This window comes from Williamsia sp. 1138, assembly GCF_002095435.2.
GTDB lineage: Bacteria > Actinomycetota > Actinomycetes > Mycobacteriales > Mycobacteriaceae > Williamsia.
On the sequence record NZ_MJEJ02000037.1, the window covers coordinates 37207 to 54158 of the forward strand.

Genomic DNA, 16952 nt, shown 5'->3' on the forward strand with positions numbered 1-16952 from the left:
CCCCGATTGTTGCACTAGGTCCGCCCCGGCCCCACCCAGCCGGTGCGCGGGGCTGTCAGGACGCTTCGGCAGCCGACTTCAGAGCCTGCAAGGTCCGCGCGATGTTCTTCTCCTGGAACTCGGGGAAGGTCTTCCCCGATGTGACGACGCGATCGAAGATCTCTACGACCACGCGAGGCCACCGGCGGCGGTCGTCGAACCAGGTTTCCGTCACCGCGGTGCCGCCTGAATCGTTCGCCTCGAACCGGTATTCCCACGATGCGTTGGCTCCGTTGATCTTCGGCGCCTTACGTCCGATCGCGTGCACGCGGAACGCGAACCTCTCCGCGGGGTCGGCGGCGGTCACCGTGCAACGGGTGATCCACCGTGCCCGCCCTCGGCGGTTCGTGCCCTCGAACACCATCCCGACGAAGGCCTCACCATCGGGCCTTGGATTGACGACGGTCGCGCCGAGGTTCTCGGGACTCCACTCCCCCATCCGGGTCGGATCACTGACCATCGAGTACAGCGCTTGCGCGGTGGCGGCGATGTCGATGCTGTCCGATACCTGCATTCTTCTCGGTTCCATGGCCATGACTGCACGGTAGCGGCACGCCTTACGGCGTTATCTTCAGCATGCGCCCGACGGTGGCCTGCCAGAGAGCTCCGCTGGCACCGATGGTGCCGGTGAGCTGCAGCGGCTCGTCCAGCGGCGCAATGCCGACCTGGGTGAACGCCTTGCGTCCTCCGGTCTCGAAGTCGATTGCCGTGAAGTACACCGGGCCGGCCTGTTGGATACCTCCGCCCGGGGGCAACGGTCCGTACGCGAGGGCGTAGATCAGGCCGTCGGCGCGGGACAACTTGGGCAGGGTCGCGACACGATCCTGGCTCTCCCAGATCCGCCGGCAACCGGTCTCCGAGACATCGATGCGGGTCATCCCGCCGGTGAACGCCGCGGCCGGCGGATCACTCGGGCCCGACGTTGCGAACGGTGGATACCCGAATCCGTACGTGCTCGGGATGACTATCGAGTTCCCCCACGCCATCGGAGAATTCTCGGTGCCCTGCCCGGATGTGCCGAACGCCGGGGTCGAGCAGACCTGCGAACCGTCGTCGCTGCGGTAGACGATGAGATTCGGCCGGTCCGCGTTGTCCACGATGGCGACCCACTCGTCGCCGCCGGGGCCGAAGTAGGTAGGCGTGGTCCCTGACCCGGGCGCCAGCTGACCAGGGCGCCTGGAGTCGCCGGTGTCGTAGGTCTGGCGCCAGACCGTCGTGGGGGTGCCGTCCGCGTCGGCCGTCATCTCGTACAGCGCGCGACTCGTCAGAATCGAGACGCCGCCGGGCCTGACGCTCAGCCCGTTCGTCAGCTTCTCTCCTGCCGGTAGGTGCGTCGAGCCGATGACACCGGCCGGGTCGACCGTGCCGATCACGCCGTTGGTCGTCGCGAACCAGATGCGCCCCTGATGGTCCGGCGCGAGGCCGGTGATCGCGTCGCCGGCGGGGATGCGCGCGCGAACGTCGATGCGCTCGTCGATGAACAGCTGCCAGCGGTTGTCGACGTTCTTTCGATGCGCAACCTTCAGGATCGAGCCGGAGCCGTCAGCGACGACCACCCGATCGCGGTTGTCGAGGTAGCCGTAGACCCCGCCGAGCAATCCGCCTTTGGTGAGCTGGAGCGACGCAATCGGTTGCGCGGTCGCGGGGTCGAAGAGCTGGACGGTGGGGACCGCAACATTCACCGGATCAGCGCCGATGTAGCCGGTGCACAACGCAACCGGCAGAGAATCGCTGCCGATGAACGTCGCCGCACAGGCACCTGCGGGCAACGACGACGCGGTGAGCTTTCCACCCGCGCCGGGTCCCGGGTGCGGTGTTGTATCGGTGGAGGCCAGGTCGCCGTGGATCAACGAGGTCCCGGCCGGGCCCACATCGGGGCCGACGGGTGCGGCCGAAACCGGACTCGCCGGCGCCACCAACGCCACCAGTGCCAGACCTGCCACAATCCCCCGGACCCATGTCACCCAGACATACAAACACGATGCGCCCTGAAAACTGACAGATAACGAGCCTCCGAGGGCTATTCACCCTCGGCGGACTGCTATTTGCCGGTTTTCAGGGAGTGACGGACGTGTTGGCGCCGCAGAGGATGACGCAGGGCAGCCGGCCCGGATCAGGCTCCACCGCACCGGACAGGAGTGGCGCCAACGCCGCCGCCGTCCCGTGCTCGACGACGATGCGGAACTCGTCCCACAACAGGTTCCGTGCCGCGATCAATTCGCCGTCGGTGACGGTGATACTGCCAATCGGCAAGGCAGAGATGGTGTCCCAGCAGATCTCACCCAATTGGGTGGCCCCGAGGGAGTCGGCGGCGACGCTGTCGAGGTCCACGGGCACCGGCCTGCCGGCGGCCAGGGCCTGATGCAGCGCGGAGGCGCCGATCGGCTCCACTCCGGTGACCGTGTGTTCCGGTGCCAGCGCCGCGGTCAGACCCCCGACGAGACCTCCGCCTCCGACGGCCACGAAGACATCCAGCGGTACGTCGAGTTGTTCGCGGAGTTCGAGGCCGATCGTCCCGGCTCCTGCCACGATGTCGGGGAGGTCGTAGGCGTGAAGCTGCAGTGCCCCGGTCTGTTCCGCCATCACCGCAGCCGCTTCGGCACTGAGCGCGTACCGGTCACCTACCTGGTGGACGTCGGCACCGAGGGCGTTCAGGCGCGCGACCTTCACCGCCGGAGCAGTGGTCGGCACCACGACAGTGCACCGCAGATCGAGCATCCGGCACGCCGTCGCGGCACCGATGGCGGCGTTACCGCCAGAGGCGATGACAACACCGGCGTCGGCGAACCGACCGCCTTCGTGCGCGTGCAGGATCGCGTTCAGACTGCCGCGGATCTTGAACGATCCACCGAGCTGTAGATACTCGAGCTTGAAAGCGACCGTGACCGGTCCGGACGGCGTCCGGACCTCAGCCCTCAGGACCGGCGTGGGCCGGATCAGCGAACCGATCCGGCCGCGCGCGGCAATGATCTCTTCGAGCGAGATGGCAGGCAACGGGCCGAGCTAGACCAGCAACTCAGCGATCTGAATGGTGTTGAGCGCCGCGCCTTTACGGAGATTGTCGCCGGAGACGAACAACGCCAGACCGCGACCCTCGGGAGCGCCCGGGTCCTGCCGGATGCGCCCGACCAGGGAGTTGTCCTTGCCTGCCGCCTCGAGCGGGGTGGGGACCTCGGTCACGGTGACACCCGGGGCGTCGCCCAGGATCTTCGTGGCCTCCTCGACCGACAACGGCCGTTCGAACTCGGCATTGATCGACAGTGAGTGACCGGTGAACACCGGCACCCGCACGCAGGTACCGCTCACCAGGAGGTCGGGCAGTCCGAGGATCTTGCGCGACTCGTTGCGCAATTTCTGATCTTCATCGGTCTCACCCGAGCCGTCGTCGACGATCGCGCCCGCCAGCGGGAGCACGTTGAACGCAATGGGCGCAACGTATTTCACGGGCTCGGGCAGGGTGACGGCCGAACCGTCGTGCACCAGCTTCTCCGCGTCGTCGATACCGGCGCGCAACTGCGTCACCAGCTCTTCGACGCCGGCCAGGCCGCTGCCGGAGACCGCCTGGTAGGACGAGATGATCAGGCGCTGCAGACCGGCAGCGTCGTGCAGCGGCTTGAGGACCGGCATCGCAGCCATGGTGGTGCAGTTGGGGTTGGCGATGATGCCCTTCTTGGGATTCTTCGCCTCCTCGCCGTTGACCTCCGAGACCACCAGCGGCACATCGGGATCCTTGCGCCACGCCGACGAGTTGTCGATCACCGTGACACCGGCTGCCGCGAATCGTGGAGCCTGTTCCCGGGACATCGTGGCGCCCGCGGAGAACAGCGCGATATCGAGACCGGTGGGATCGGCGGTCGATGCATCCTCGACCACGATTTCCCCACCGCGCCAGGGCAACTTCTTGCCCGCCGAGCGCGACGACGCGAAGAACCGGATCTCGTCAGCGGGAAAGTTCCGCTCTTCCAACAGCTGTCGCATGACGGCGCCGACCTGACCGGTCGCGCCGACAACGCCTACTTTCACACCCATGGCTAACGCCCCGTTCCGCCGTAGACAGTGGCTTCTTCATCGCTACCGAGGTCGAACGCGTCGTGCAGCGCGCGCACAGCGTCGTCCAGTTCGGTGTCACGGCACAGCACCGAGATACGGATCTCGGAGGTGGAGATCAGTTCGATGTTGACCCCGGCATTCGAGAGGGCCTCACAGAAAGTCGCGGTGACGCCCGGGTGCGACTTCATTCCGGCACCCACCAGCGAGACCTTGCCGATGTGGTCGTCATAGAGGATCGAGCTGAAACCGAGCTCGTCCTTGATCGACGTCAGCTTCTCGACCGCCAGCGGACCGACCTCCTTCGGGCAGGTGAAGGTGATGTCGGTCTTACCGGTCTCGACCTTGGAGACGTTCTGCAACACCATGTCGATGTTGATCTCTGCGTCGGCGACAGCGCGGAACACCCGACCGGCGAAGCCCGGCTTGTCGTCGAGCCCGACAACCGTGACCTTGGCCTCGCTGCGGTCGTGGGCGACTCCGGTGAGGATGGCTTCTTCCACGGGGATGTCCTCCATCGATCCGGACACCATGGTGCCCGGCTTGTTTGAGTACGACGAGCGCACATGAACAGGAACGTTGTAGCGGCGGGCGTATTCGACGCAGCGAAGCATGAGCACCTTGGCGCCGCAAGCGGCCATCTCGAGCATCTCCTCGAACGACACCGTTGCCAGGTGCTTGGCGTTCGGCACGATGCGCGGATCGGCGGTGTAGATGCCGTCGACGTCGGTATAGATCTCGCAGACGTCCGCCTTGAGCGCCGCAGCCAGGGCAACCGCGGTGGTGTCGGAACCGCCGCGACCCAGGGTGGTGACGTCCTTGGTGTCCTGCGAGACGCCCTGGAACCCGGCGACCAGCACGATCTTGCCCTCGTCGAGAGCGGACCGCACGCGCCCGGGTGTGACGTCGATGATCTTCGCCTTGCCGTGGCTGCTGGTGGTGATCACACCCGCCTGCGACCCGGTGAAGGACTGGGCCTGCGCCCCGAGTGAACTGATGGCCATCGCGACCAGGGCGTTGGAGATGCGCTCGCCCGAGGTGAGGAGCATGTCCATCTCGCGCGGTGGTGGTGAGGGGCACACCTGCTCTGCCAAATCGAGGAGTTCATCGGTGGTGTCGCCCATCGCGGAGACGACGACGACCACGTCGTTGCCCGCCTTGCGCGTCGCGACAATGCGCTCGGCCACCCTGCGGATGCGTTCGGCGTCGCCTACGGACGAACCACCGTACTTCTGCACGACCAGAGCCACGCAGTTTCCCTTCTCTCGCTTGTGTCGAGCTTCTTGAAAATCGACGAGCGGGCAACGGTACGTACCGTCGTCCGCCCCGTGCAAGGATAGCGACCTGCATTTTTTCGCGCGCCGAGGTGTCCGCGGTCCTGTCAGATGTGGCACTAGGATCGCTCACGTGCTGCGCCGAGCGACAATCGACACCATCAGCGATCGGCTGTACCAACGGCGTGACTGGATCGAACCGATCGCGGTGTTCCTCGTCATCCGATTGATCGGAATGCTCGCACTGGAGCGATTCACCCAGCTGCGTGGCGGCAGCCTCGGATCCGCCCTCTCGGCCTGGGACGGCAAGTGGATGCTGGCCATCGCCGAACACGGGTACGGCGGGGTTCCGCTGACCCAGACCGACGCCCAGGGCATGCGTGACTCCGACACCCCGTACGCGTTCTTTCCCGGCTACCCACTGCTCGCCGGCGCCGTCGACAAGATCCCCGGGTTCAGCCCGTTCGGAGCCGCGCTGACAGTCAACGTGGTGCTCGGGTCACTCGCAGCCGTGGGCGTGGCCCGCATCGGCGCGCTGTGCTGTACGCAGATGCAGAACCGCGCCACGCCGACGCGCTGGATGCCTGCCCGCATCAGCGGATGGTTCGCCGAAGAATCGGACGGATCCGAACCGACACCACCGGCTGGGCGTGCCGACCCACGACGGGCCGGCCTACTGCTCGCGGTGCTGTTCGCCGCGGCGCCCATGGGCATAGTGCTGTCCATGGCCTACACCGAGGCCCTGTTCTGCGCGCTGGCCGCGTGGGCACTGGTCGGGGTGCTCGAGCACCGATGGCTGCTGGCCGGCGGGTGCGCGTTGCTGTCCGGACTGTCTCGCCCGACAGCCGTCGTGCTGATCGCCGTGGTGATACTCGCCGCACTGCTGAACCGTCGCGACGGATGGCGGGCGTGGACAGCGATTGTTCTCAGCCCGCTCGGTTATCTCGGATACCTGGCAGTTGTGTGGCACAAGACCGGAGAGCCGCTGGGGTGGTTCCGGATCCAGACCGAGGGCTGGAACACCGGCGTCGACTATGGCAAAGCCGCCTGGGAATTCGTCAACTACGCGCTGGTCAATTCATCGGAGATCGCGCCCGTCGCCACGGCGTGGATCATCGTGCTGACCATCGGTTTGGCGCTGTTCAGCTTCGCAGAACGGGTGCCGTGGCCGGTGTCGGTATACGGCGCATTGGTGGTGGTGTCCATCGTGGCGTCGAGTGGTCTGATGATGAGTAGGCCGCGACTGTTGCTGCCCGCCTTCGTCCTGCTCATCCCGATCGCGATCGGGTTGGCCAAGCGCTCGATGTCAACACAGGTGATCGCATCTCTCGTCGTGATCACGTTCAGCTCGTGGTTCGGCGCCCACATGCTGACGGTCTATCCCCACGCCATGTGATCAAGCCCTCCACAACGCCGAACGTGCCCTTCTTGTCGGCGAACGTGCCGATCCAGACGGCGAACGGGGTCCTCTTGAATCAGCAGCCGATCCGTCAATCGAAATCAGTCATCGACTGTCCGAAGGGGATCAGCACAAACCAGATGAACCAGAGCGCAACCGATATCCCGATCGACATCCCGGCCAGCAGCCAGTTCGCTCGCCATCGGAAGAAGAATGCTGCCACTGTGGCCGACAGGACTGCTCCGGTGCCCACCGCGGCGCTCAAGAGAAGGACCAGGACTTTCGGGCTGACAGCCGTCAAGCCGAGGCCGAGAAACCAGCCGAGCGGTATTCCCACGACGAATTGCACCAGCGCGAGCAGGCCTGACACCCACCGTTGCCGTAGACCATCGACCATGTTGTCCCCACCCCCGAGGCCGATGGTTCAGAAAGGCTCGTCGGCTGTCAACCGATGAACGGCGCCCACCTTTGAACGTGGACCCGACCGGGGACGCCTGGCTTTGGCACTGTCAACGGCAGAATCGGCCCGATCAACGGCGATATCGGCCCGGTCGACGGAACCCACCTGGGAGCGGTGAGCAAGGCGAACTCGCCCGCCCGGCAGGCGGCCCGCGTCGTCTGGACAGACGAGGAGCGAGCGAAGCGATGCGAGGAGGAAGGAAGACGACGCGATGACGGCCGCCTGCCCCGCGAGCGAAGCGAGCCAAGAACACAGCCGGTGAGGCGCGTGCAGGACTCACGCCACTCAGCGCCGGCGCGTGGCGCGGGCCTCGAAACCGTCGCACAATGCCTCGACGCCCTGGTTCAGCAAGTAGCGCGGATCGTGCAACTGCGGGTTGCCCGTCCCGACGAGTTCGGCGAGATGGGGCGGCGGAGAGGCCTCGGGATGTCCGGCCAGCAGGTGCGTCAGCCCGCTCTGTCCTTCGTCGTCATCGTCGGCCCGGTCGAGCAGCAGACGCTCGGCGACCGTCGTCAGGACGCAACCCGCGATGTGGTTCCACAGCGTCAGCGCCATCTCGGTCGCTTCGGCGGTGGTGACCTTCAACTCCAAGAACGCTTCGACGAGCCAGTCGAGACAGTTCAGACTCTGCGGCCCCATGCTGGTGCGCGGCGATGCGAACGCCAGCAGCACCCACGGGTGTCGTTGGTACAGACCCCAGTCGACCTCGGCGGCGATCATCGCCCGCTCTCGCCAGTTGGCCTCCCCTGGCGGCGGGTACGGAAAGCGCACGCCGATCTCGTTCGACATGGCCCTGAGCAGGGCATCCTTGTCGGAAACGTGCCGATACAGCGACATCGTCCCCACCCCGAGGCGGTCCGCGATCTTGCGCATGGTGACCGCGCCGAACCCGTCGGCGTCGGCCAGTTCGATCGCGGCACTGACCACGGCGGCACGGGTGAGTTTGGGACTCTCTGCGCCCGAGTCAGCATCTACGGCACTCATCTGGACCTCCTTCACTCGCCCATTGTCCTGCCACCCGCGGAATAAAGGCTTTGCGTACAACGTACCCATATGCGTACGTTGTACCCAACAAGGAAGAAGCAGGAGATCTGAAGTGAGCATCATGGACCGCCCGACCAACCCGCGAGCCGAGGCGAAGATCAGCCGCCCGGACCGACGGGTCTGGATGGGACTGGCCGTCCTCACCCTCCCGGTGTTCCTGGTCTCCATGGACTTCTCTGTCCTCTACCTCGCCATCCCGACACTGAGCGCCGAGTTGTTGCCATCGGCAACCCAGCAACTCTGGATCGTCGACATCTACGGCTTCCTCATCGCCGGCCTGCTGATCACCATGGGCAACCTCGGTGACCGCTTCGGCAGGCGCAAGTTGCTGCTGGTCGGCGCCACCCTCTTCGGCATCGCATCGGCGATCGCCGCGTTTGCGCCCGACGCCACCTCGCTCATCGCGGCTCGCGCGATCATGGGTATCGGTGGGGCAACCCTGCTGCCGTCGAGCCTGTCGCTCATCAGCAACATGTTCACCGAACCCGTCGCCCGCGCAAAGGCCATCGGCGTGTGGACTGCCGCGTTCGCCGGCGGGTCGGCCCTGGGCCCGGTCATCGGCGGCGTTCTGCTGCACCACTTCTGGTGGGGCTCGGTGTTCTTGATCAACGTTCCGGTGCTGCTCATCCTCCTGGTGTTCGCCCCCCGGCTCGTCCCGGAGTACCGATCCGGCACCTCCGACCCGTTCGACATCCTCGGGATCGTCTTGTCTCTGGTCGGCATCCTGCCGTTGGTGTACGCGATCAAACACGGCGCGGCCGAAGGCCTCGACACCACCACGGCAGTCTTCGCCGCGATCGGCATGATCGGCATGTGGCTGTTCATCCGGCACGAGCGCAGGACCGCGCACCCGCTCCTCGAATTGAAGCTCTTCAAGAACGCGGGCTTCTCGGTCGCGATCGGCAGCGCGCTGACCGGCATGATGACCCTGGCCTCGCTGAGCTACCTCGCAGGCATCTATCTCCAGTCGGTGCTCGGTCGTGACGTACTGACCGCCGCGGTCCTCGGTATCCCCATGGCCATCGCGGTGGCGATCTTCTCGATGAGTGCATCGCGTATCGCCCGGTTCGTCTCGGTCCGGTGGGCTTTCGTCCTGGCGATCTTGGCGGCCGCCGCAGGCAACGCGGGAATGCTGGGCCTCGGCGTCTCGAATGGTGTGCTGGTCTACCTGATCAGCTCCACGGTCGCCGGCATCGGTTACGGCGTGATCTTCTCGCTCGTCTCCGACGTCGCGGTCTCCTCCGTTCCGGTGGAGCGCAGTGGCGCGGCGGCAGGTATCTCCGAGACCAGCTTCGAGTTGGGGACCGCTTTCGGGCTCGCGGTGCTCGGCTCGGTGGCGACGATGGTGTTCCGGCAGAACGGCGCCGACGCCGGTGTCAGCGACACGCTGTCCGAGACACTGACCCACGCGGAATCTCTGGACCCGAGCGCTCAGAGTGCAATGGCGGAGGCGGCACGTACCGCATTCGTCGACGGCCTACACGTCACATCCGCAGTCAGCGTGGCACTCTTGGTGGCGGTCGCGTTCACGGTCGCAGTGGTTCTGCGCCGTGAGTCTCCGGCCACCTTCTAGGAGCCGGATCGGCTCTCTCACAAGGAGTTGCCTGCCATGACCCTGCACCCGTTGCTCGCCGGCCGGTGGAGTGCCCGCGGCTACGATCCGGCCGCCGAGATCGCGCCGACCGCACTCGAAGCGATCCTCGAAGCGGGTCGTTGGGCTCCCACCGGCGGCGGCGTGCAACCGGTGCGTTTCATCGTCGGGCTTCGCGGAGATGTGACGTTCACCGGAATCGTCGACGGCCTCAAACGAGGCAATCAGTCGTGGGTACCGGCAGCCGCGGCTGTGATCGTGCTGTGCACGACAGACCAACCCGACGAGCCGAAGATGCACGACTACGGCGCCATCGATGTCGGCCTGGCTGCCGGTCAGATGATCATCCAGGCCCAGGCCGAGGGCTTGAACGCGCACCCGCTCGGCGGATTCCGGTCCGACGCGCTGACCGACCGGTTCACCATCCCCGCGGGCATGCGACCGCTGCTGATCCTGGCGATCGGGCGGATCGCCGACGCGCTCACCGTCGACCCCGACATCGCCGAGCGTGACCGTCGCCCTCGGACCCGACTGCCGCTCGCCGAGATCACCTATGCAGACAGCTGGGGTGCCCCATTCAGTTCTGGGGGCACCTTTGGACTTCCCGAGGTTGCGGAGTAGAGTCCAAAAAATGCAGCGCGTGCTCCTTCTCCTCTGCCGCGGCGGGGTCTGATCCAGACCGGCTTCCCGTCGCGGGTTTTGTGACGCGCCGGTCTCTTGCCCCACAACCGGAGAGTTTGACCCCCATGCCTGCCGCAGATGCCTTCACCTCGAGTGCCAGCCGAATCAACGAACCGGCCGGACCCATTCCCGACGGCCAGCCGTCGTGGAACCCCCAGCGCAATTCCGCGATGCCGTCGCATCGTTACCGCCAGTTCGCCGACGAGGTCGAGAACGTCGCCGTTCCGGACCGCACCTGGCCCGACAAGACCATCGACCGCGCGCCGATGTGGTGCGCCGTCGACCTTCGCGACGGCAACCAGGCCCTGATCGACCCGATGAGCCCGGCCCGTAAGCGCCGCATGTTCGACCTCCTGGTCAGGATGGGCTACAAGGAGATCGAGGTCGGATTCCCGTCGGCGAGCCAGACCGACTACGACTTCGTCCGCGAGATCATCGAAGACGGCGCCATCCCGTCCGACGTCACGATCCAGGTGCTGACCCAGTGTCGCGACGAGCTCATCGAGCGCACCTTCGACGCCTGCCGTGGTGCCGCCAATGTGATTGTGCACTTCTATAATTCGACGTCCGTCCTGCAGCGACGCGTGGTGTTCCGCGCCGACAAGGCCGCGATCAAGAAGATCGCGACCGATGCCGCACACAAGATGCGGTCGGAAGAGGTCAAGTACCCGGACACCAACTGGCGCTACGAGTACTCCCCCGAGTCGTACACCGGGACCGAGCTCAGCTTCGCCAAGGAGGTGTGCGACGCGGTCAGCGAGATCATCGAGCCGACGCCGCAGAACCCGATCATCCTGAACCTGCCCGCCACGGTCGAGATGGCGACGCCGAACGTCTACGCCGATTCGATCGAGTGGATGCACCGCAATCTCGCCCGCCGCGACTCGGTCATCCTGAGTCTGCACCCCCACAATGACCGCGGAACCGCCGTCGCTGCAGCCGAATTGGGCTACCAGGCGGGCGCCGACCGCATCGAGGGCTGTCTATTCGGCAACGGCGAGCGGACCGGCAATGTCTGCCTGGTGACCTTGGGGATGAATCTGTTCAGCCGCGGCGTGGATCCGCAGATCACGTTCTCCGACATCGACGAGATCCGCCGCACGGTGGAGTACTGCAACCAGCTCGGTGTGCATGAACGCCATCCCTATGGCGGCGACCTGGTCTACACCGCCTTCTCCGGCAGCCATCAGGATGCGATCAACAAGGGCCTCGATCAGATGAAGATCGACGCAGACAACGCCGAAGCGGATATCGACGACATCCTCTGGCAGGTTCCGTACCTGCCGATCGACCCCAAGGACGTCGGCCGCAACTACGAAGCGGTGATCCGGGTCAACAGCCAGTCCGGGAAGGGCGGCGTCGCATACATCATGAAGGCCGACCATGGCCTGGCACTCCCCCGCCGACTGCAGATCGAGTTCAGTCGCGAGATCCAGAAGATCACCGACGGCGAAGGCGGCGAGGTGTCTCCGAAGGAGATGTGGGACGTCTTCGCGGACGAGTACCTGCATCCACTGATCCCGCTCGAGCGGATGAAGCAGAAGGTCGATGCCGCAGAGGAAGACGGCGGCGAAGATCGCATCACCGCAACCGTCAAGGTCGACGGCGTGGAGAAAGAGATCTACGGGTCGGGCAACGGACCGTTGGCCGCGTTCGTCGATGCTCTCTCCACCGTCGGCTACGAGGTCCAGGTGCTCGACTACGCCGAACACGCACTCACCTCTGGTGGAGACGCGAATGCAGCAGCGTACGTCGAGGTTCAGGTGGGCGGCGAAACCGTATGGGGTTGCGGCATCGCGCCCTCCATCACGACGGCGTCGTTGCGCGCGGTCGTCTCGGCCGTGAACCGCGCCACGAAGGTCGCCTCCGGAGGCGTCGTCCCGGACTCCGGTGAGCAGGCACCACGCACCTGGGCGCCCTGATTCGCGTGACACCACCCTGCTGGTCGGCCGAGGTTCGCTATGCCGAGGCCGACCAGCAGGGTGTGGTCTTTAACGCCCACTATCTGCTCTACTGCGATGAAGCCATGGGCGCATTCTGCGCGCAGCACCACATACTCGAGTTCGCCCAGCTCGTCCGACTCAAGACCTCTACTCTCACCTGGCATGCTCCGGCGCGCTGGGGCGACACGATCGACGTCTTCGTATCGGTCGCCGGTCTGGGCCGCACCAGCGTCAGCATTCAGTTCGAGTTGAGGGTGGGCGAACGGTCGTGCTGCACCGTCGACACGGTCTACGTCTACGCCGATGACGCAGGTGCGCCCCAACCGATACCGGACACCATAAGACAAGTTCTCCTGCCGGAAAACGACACTCGCTGAGTCCGAGGTCACAACGCACACATATATGTGTCCATTCAGTCCACTCCCCCAGGCTCCGCCAGAACGTGTCCTCGGGTGAGCTGAACTAGAATCATCACGTGAAGCGTCAACTGACCAACACCCTGTCGGCCGGGGCCCCGACGGGAATGCGTCCCGATTCCAACGCCATTCAGGCCAAGTATTTCGTCGACCAACTCGAGGCGTGGGCGACCAAGATCGAGCAGGACATCGCCGCCCGCAGAACGTCTGACAGCATCGGTCACGCACAGCGCCGCGAACTCTACGAGGTGCGCCGGCAGATCGACGCGCTACATGCTCGCTACCCGTCGGTCTTCGGGAGCATCGCCCGACAGACCCGGTAGTCACCCCGGCGACCGTTCACTCGGCCGCCGCGTCGACCACGGATGATTCGGAGATCAGCTCGCTGAGCAACTGTCGTACCGATGCCCGCTCCGTGGCCCCAGGCCGGCTCAGCCCCTCGTACACCCGGGCAGCGCGGACCCCTGTGAGTACGAGGCGGTGGACGTCGGGGTCGCGCACAGAGAACCGCGGCATCAGAGCGATCCCGTGGTTGCGGGCCACCATCGCCTCGATCGCCCGAAAATCGTTGATGCGGTAGGCGACCCGGGGCTGCACACCGGTCACCGCAGCCAGCGACAGCAGGACGTCGTCCACGGGGAATCCACCACGCACGCTGATCCAGTCCTCGTCCTCCAGTTCACCGAGCGTGACCTCGGTGCGTCCGACCAGCCGATGCGCGGCCCCGACCACCAGATCGATCGGTTCACGCATCACCGTGGTCACCGACACCCGGGCATCCACCACTTGCGGAGCCCTCTCGTCGCGATGTGTGAGCACCACGTCGAAGTCCGCCAACAGCGCCGGGGCGTCCGAGTACTTGACGTCCTCGTCGGACACCACCAACCGAATACCCAAGTTGCTCATACGATCCAGCACGCCAGGCAGCAACACGGCAGCGCCTGACGGGAACATCGCAAGCCGCACCGACCCCACCACGTCGTCGCGATAGGACGCCATCTCCGAGTCCGCCCGCGCGACGGCGGCAATCACCTCGTCGGCGCGCAGCACGAGCGCCCGACCGGCATCGGTGAGTCGGACCCGACGACCGTCCTGTTCCAGCAATGCGATCCCTGCCTCACGGCTGAGCACCTTCAGTTGCTGCGACACCGCAGACGGCGTCATGTTCATCGCCCCCGCGACACCACCCACCGTCCCGCGGTCGGCGAACTCCCGGAGGATGCGGAGTCGCTGCAGGTCCATTGAAGTAAGGCTACAGAGTTCGACCTCGACCGTTCAGCACTACTTGATCCACATGATTCGAGCGGCGGCCTTCGAAGGAGTCATCGTCGGCGAACGACCAGTCGGCCCTTGCGCCTCGGCGAATAGGCCACCCCACGGCTGTGCCACCGTTCACCCGACGCGTCGGTCGGGATCACCTCGAATGTCTGCAAGATCGTGCGCAGAGCCACGTCCATCTCCATGTTCGCGAACGCCGCGCCGATGCAGCGGCGCGTCCCGCCACCGAACGGAACCCAGGATCCGGACGGTTTCGACCCCAGAAAACGCGTCGGGTCGAAACGTTCGGGATCGCGGAACTCGGCGCTGTCATCGTGCAGCAACGAGATACTCACGAGGACGGTGTAGCCCCGGGGAATGCGCCACGGCCCGAGCTCGAACACCGGCGCCTGCACGGTTCGGCCCGCGAGATCGATCACCGGGCGACTGCGTTGCACTTCCAGAATTGTGGCCTGGCGCAATTCATCTCCACCGTCGTCGACTTCTCGAACGAGGTCGGCCAGGACCTGGGGATGTCGGCGCAACCGTTCGAAGGCCCACGCGAGTGTGGTCGCTGTCGTCTCGTGACCGGCGGCCAGCAGGGTCAGCAGCTCGTCGGCGATCTCGCTGGTGGTCATCGAGGTGCCGTCGTCGTAGGTACTCCGCAGCATCAGGGCCACGATGTCGGTGCGCGACTCCAGGTTCGGCTCATCCTTCGCGGTGGCGACGAGTTCGGCGATGACGGCGTCGTACTCCCCGCGGCGCGCCAGGAAACGCTCCCAGGGGTTCAGCTTTCCCAGGCGTGTGGGCAGGTTCGGCAGCGTGGCGAGGCGAGAGCCGAGCTCCACCATGGGCGGTATGAGCCGCCGTAGCGAATCGAGTTGTGCCCCATCGGCACCGAACACTGCCCGCAGGATCGCGTTGAGCGTGATCCGCATCATCGGATCCAGGCTCTCGAACTCGCGCCCCTGCGGCCACGAGGCGGTCTCCCGCAAGACTTCTTCCTCGATGATGCGCTCGTAACTCTTCACGCTCTTGCCGTGCAGAGGCGGGGTCAGCAACCTCCGCCGCCTGCGGTGCTCGTCTCCTTCGAGCGAGAACATCGACCGCTCGCCGAGGATGCGGCCGAGGTTGGGCTGCACATTGCTCAGCACGCCTGCGGGAGTGGTGAACACCTGCTTTGCCAGCTTCGGATCGGAGACCGCGACAGTTCGGCCGAACACCGGCACGTCGAGCGAGAAGACCGGTCCGTACCGACGTGAGAGCGCCGCCATCGTCTGCCGTCGAGCGGCGACGAATGCGATGCCCTGGACCGCACGGGGCAATCTCGGCCCCGGCGGCACGTCTGTCTCGACAACGTCCGATGCTGCGTGATGCACTGCGCACATACCGATGAACTCCTCGCCCCGGACTGGTACTTCGTCGTACCACGTGACGGTACGCCCAAGTACCACCGGTGGACAAGGGCCCGTAACCTGGTACGTGATGACTTCCGCGCCGACCGCCCGTGCAGGTTCGCATCCCGACGAGGACGCCGAACCATCTCATCGCGCACGCTTGCTCAACGCCCTGGGAGTCTCGATCGAAGAACGCGGATACCGGGCGACAACCGTTTCCGACATCGTCAGAGAGGCCCGCACCTCCCGCCGCACCTTCTATCAGGAGTTCGGGACCAAAGAGGAGTGCTTCATCGAGCTTCTCCACACCGCCAACACCGACATGATCGACGACATCGTCGCAGCGGTCGATCCCGAGGCCCCGTGGCGAACCCAGATCCGGCAGGCCGTCGAGGCCTACGTCCGATCGATCGAGGCGCGGCCCGCCCTCACCCTGAGCTGGATTCGCGAGCTCCCCGCGCTGGGCCCGACTGCGCGGCCGGTGCAGCGACAGGCGATGGAAGATTTCATCCAAACCTTGATCGCGCTGACCGGCACCGACCGGATGCACGCCGCGGGCATCTCGACGATCTCGCGGTCGCTGGCGCTGCTGATGCTGGGCGGCCTACGCGAATTGACTGCCGTTGCAGTCGAAGACGGACAGCCGGTGTCAGATACGACGGAGACGATGGTCGACGCGTGCGTCGCCCTGCTTCTTCCGCGCTGAACGGGCTTCTTGCCGTTTCAGCACGGTATTTTGCCACCCTCGGGTCGCTCCGGCCATTCTCTGCACATGGACCAAAAATTCTGGGATGAGCGTTACCTCGAAACCGAGCAGATCTGGAGCAACAACCCGAACCCGGTGCTGCTCGAACACGCGACCACTCTGACGCCGGGGCGAGCCCTCGACCTCGGTTGCGGCGAAGGGGCAGATGCGCGCTGGCTCGCCGGCCGCGGTTGGCAGGTGACCGCTGTCGACATCTCGCCGGTTGCGATCGACCGAGCCCGCGCCCTGGGAGACGAACCCGCCATCGTCTGGCAACAGGCCGATGTGGTCGTCACCCCGCCACCGTCGCGCGCTTTCGACCTCGTGTCCCTGCAGTACTTCACCATCCTCAAGACCCCCGATGACCTCGCCGTACGCGGGATCATCGACGCGGTGGCCGTCGGCGGCACCCTGCTCTCGGTCTTTCACGAGATCCCGGACGATCCGGAGCACTGGCATGACCTCGACCCGCACGACTTCTACGAGCCCCATGACATCGCCGAGCTCCTCGGCGACGACTGGCGCATCGACATCGATCGGACGCAGGTCCGCACCACAGCCCCGCCCGAGGGCGCGCATCACACCCACGACACCGTCCTACTGGCGGTTCGGCTGTCCTGACACGGGCAGGATCATCCGAGTCGGGTGAGAAAACCCTG

Annotated in this window: 17 protein-coding genes; 8 read left to right on the plus strand and 9 right to left on the minus strand. The window is 65.7% G+C overall.

Features of this window, described 5'->3' with window-relative positions:
* Positions 1 to 55: 55 nt before the first annotated feature.
* From BH683_RS09240 to BH683_RS09260, 5 genes are all read right to left on the minus strand, one after another.
* Positions 56 to 574 (minus strand): SRPBCC family protein, encoded by a 519-nt coding sequence (locus BH683_RS09240; RefSeq protein ID WP_246833276.1) that lies wholly within the window; start codon positions 572 to 574, stop codon positions 56 to 58.
* 22 nt (positions 575 to 596) lie between these two features.
* On the minus strand, positions 597 to 2003 hold the full coding sequence (locus BH683_RS09245) for a hypothetical protein (RefSeq protein WP_246833277.1): 1407 nt from the start codon (positions 2001 to 2003) through the stop codon (positions 597 to 599).
* Between the two features lie 91 nt (positions 2004 to 2094).
* On the minus strand, positions 2095 to 3033 hold the full coding sequence (locus tag BH683_RS09250) for a serine/threonine dehydratase (RefSeq protein ID WP_084835960.1): 939 nt from the start codon (positions 3031 to 3033) through the stop codon (positions 2095 to 2097).
* Positions 3034 to 3042: 9 nt separating this feature from the next.
* Positions 3043 to 4068, minus strand: coding sequence for an aspartate-semialdehyde dehydrogenase (locus tag BH683_RS09255; protein WP_084835961.1), 1026 nt, complete (start codon positions 4066 to 4068; stop codon positions 3043 to 3045).
* Between the two features lie 2 nt (positions 4069 to 4070).
* Positions 4071 to 5336, minus strand: a complete 1266-nt coding sequence (locus BH683_RS09260; RefSeq protein ID WP_084835962.1) for an aspartate kinase — start codon at positions 5334 to 5336, stop codon at positions 4071 to 4073.
* A 157-nt stretch (positions 5337 to 5493) separates the two neighbouring features.
* Here BH683_RS09260 and BH683_RS09265 point away from each other — a divergent pair, with 157 nt between their 5' ends.
* The gene (locus BH683_RS09265; protein ID WP_084835963.1) at positions 5494 to 6756 is read left to right on the plus strand and encodes a hypothetical protein; all 1263 of its coding nucleotides are present in this window, start codon (positions 5494 to 5496) and stop codon (positions 6754 to 6756) included.
* A gap of 94 nt (positions 6757 to 6850) precedes the next feature.
* Here BH683_RS09265 and BH683_RS09270 read toward each other — a convergent pair whose 3' ends face one another.
* Positions 6851 to 7156 carry a hypothetical protein gene (locus tag BH683_RS09270; RefSeq protein ID WP_143696023.1) on the minus strand — a complete coding sequence of 102 codons (306 nt, stop codon included), beginning with the start codon at positions 7154 to 7156 and terminating at the stop codon, positions 6851 to 6853.
* A gap of 348 nt (positions 7157 to 7504) precedes the next feature.
* Complete coding sequence (locus BH683_RS09275) at positions 7505 to 8203, minus strand: TetR/AcrR family transcriptional regulator (protein ID WP_084835965.1); 699 nt, start codon at positions 8201 to 8203, stop codon at positions 7505 to 7507.
* Between the two features lie 121 nt (positions 8204 to 8324).
* Here BH683_RS09275 and BH683_RS09280 point away from each other — a divergent pair, with 121 nt between their 5' ends.
* The 5 genes from BH683_RS09280 (at position 8325) to BH683_RS09300 (ending at position 13217) form a co-directional block, all read left to right on the plus strand.
* On the plus strand, positions 8325 to 9836 hold the full coding sequence (locus tag BH683_RS09280) for an MFS transporter (protein WP_084835966.1): 1512 nt from the start codon (positions 8325 to 8327) through the stop codon (positions 9834 to 9836).
* Between the two features lie 36 nt (positions 9837 to 9872).
* Positions 9873 to 10475 carry a nitroreductase family protein gene (locus BH683_RS09285; RefSeq protein WP_308203581.1) on the plus strand — a complete coding sequence of 201 codons (603 nt, stop codon included), beginning with the start codon at positions 9873 to 9875 and terminating at the stop codon, positions 10473 to 10475.
* A 125-nt stretch (positions 10476 to 10600) separates the two neighbouring features.
* Positions 10601 to 12457, plus strand: a complete 1857-nt coding sequence (leuA, locus tag BH683_RS09290) for a 2-isopropylmalate synthase (RefSeq protein ID WP_084835967.1) — start codon at positions 10601 to 10603, stop codon at positions 12455 to 12457.
* Positions 12458 to 12462: 5 nt separating this feature from the next.
* Positions 12463 to 12855 carry a thioesterase family protein gene (locus tag BH683_RS09295; protein WP_210405186.1) on the plus strand — a complete coding sequence of 131 codons (393 nt, stop codon included), beginning with the start codon at positions 12463 to 12465 and terminating at the stop codon, positions 12853 to 12855.
* Between the two features lie 98 nt (positions 12856 to 12953).
* On the plus strand, positions 12954 to 13217 hold the full coding sequence (locus BH683_RS09300; RefSeq protein ID WP_084835969.1) for a hypothetical protein: 264 nt from the start codon (positions 12954 to 12956) through the stop codon (positions 13215 to 13217).
* 16 nt (positions 13218 to 13233) lie between these two features.
* Here BH683_RS09300 and BH683_RS09305 read toward each other — a convergent pair whose 3' ends face one another.
* Together BH683_RS09305 and BH683_RS09310 are read right to left on the minus strand one after the other, a co-directional pair.
* Positions 13234 to 14136, minus strand: coding sequence for a LysR family transcriptional regulator (locus BH683_RS09305; RefSeq protein ID WP_084835970.1), 903 nt, complete (start codon positions 14134 to 14136; stop codon positions 13234 to 13236).
* 80 nt (positions 14137 to 14216) lie between these two features.
* Positions 14217 to 15539, minus strand: coding sequence for a cytochrome P450 (locus BH683_RS09310; RefSeq protein WP_084836054.1), 1323 nt, complete (start codon positions 15537 to 15539; stop codon positions 14217 to 14219).
* A gap of 97 nt (positions 15540 to 15636) precedes the next feature.
* On the opposite strand from BH683_RS09310, the gene BH683_RS09315 reads away from it, so the two are divergent.
* Together BH683_RS09315 and BH683_RS09320 are read left to right on the plus strand one after the other, a co-directional pair.
* A complete protein-coding gene (locus BH683_RS09315) occupies positions 15637 to 16254 on the plus strand; it encodes a TetR/AcrR family transcriptional regulator (protein ID WP_084835971.1) in 618 nt (205 codons plus the stop codon).
* Positions 16255 to 16320: 66 nt separating this feature from the next.
* Positions 16321 to 16914, plus strand: a complete 594-nt coding sequence (locus BH683_RS09320; protein WP_084835972.1) for a class I SAM-dependent methyltransferase — start codon at positions 16321 to 16323, stop codon at positions 16912 to 16914.
* The last annotated feature ends 38 nt before the right edge of the window (positions 16915 to 16952 follow it).

What these genes read in the sequence shown, in the direction of transcription:
- BH683_RS09240 (WP_246833276.1), bottom strand. Translation starts at nt 574, where the DNA reads ATGGCCATGGAACCGAGAAGAATGCAGGTATCGGACAGCATCGACATC.
- BH683_RS09255 (WP_084835961.1), bottom strand. Translation starts at nt 4,068, where the DNA reads ATGGGTGTGAAAGTAGGCGTTGTCGGCGCGACCGGTCAGGTCGGCGCC.
- BH683_RS09270 (WP_143696023.1), bottom strand. Translation starts at nt 7,156, where the DNA reads ATGGTCGATGGTCTACGGCAACGGTGGGTGTCAGGCCTGCTCGCGCTG.
- BH683_RS09275 (WP_084835965.1), bottom strand. Translation starts at nt 8,203, where the DNA reads ATGAGTGCCGTAGATGCTGACTCGGGCGCAGAGAGTCCCAAACTCACC.
- BH683_RS09280 (WP_084835966.1), top strand. Translation starts at nt 8,325, where the DNA reads ATGGACCGCCCGACCAACCCGCGAGCCGAGGCGAAGATCAGCCGCCCG.
- BH683_RS09285 (WP_308203581.1), top strand. Translation starts at nt 9,873, where the DNA reads ATGACCCTGCACCCGTTGCTCGCCGGCCGGTGGAGTGCCCGCGGCTAC.
- leuA (WP_084835967.1), top strand. Translation starts at nt 10,601, where the DNA reads ATGCCTGCCGCAGATGCCTTCACCTCGAGTGCCAGCCGAATCAACGAA.
- BH683_RS09305 (WP_084835970.1), bottom strand. Translation starts at nt 14,136, where the DNA reads ATGGACCTGCAGCGACTCCGCATCCTCCGGGAGTTCGCCGACCGCGGG.
- BH683_RS09310 (WP_084836054.1), bottom strand. Translation starts at nt 15,539, where the DNA reads ATGTGCGCAGTGCATCACGCAGCATCGGACGTTGTCGAGACAGACGTG.
- BH683_RS09315 (WP_084835971.1), top strand. Translation starts at nt 15,637, where the DNA reads ATGACTTCCGCGCCGACCGCCCGTGCAGGTTCGCATCCCGACGAGGAC.
- BH683_RS09320 (WP_084835972.1), top strand. Translation starts at nt 16,321, where the DNA reads ATGGACCAAAAATTCTGGGATGAGCGTTACCTCGAAACCGAGCAGATC.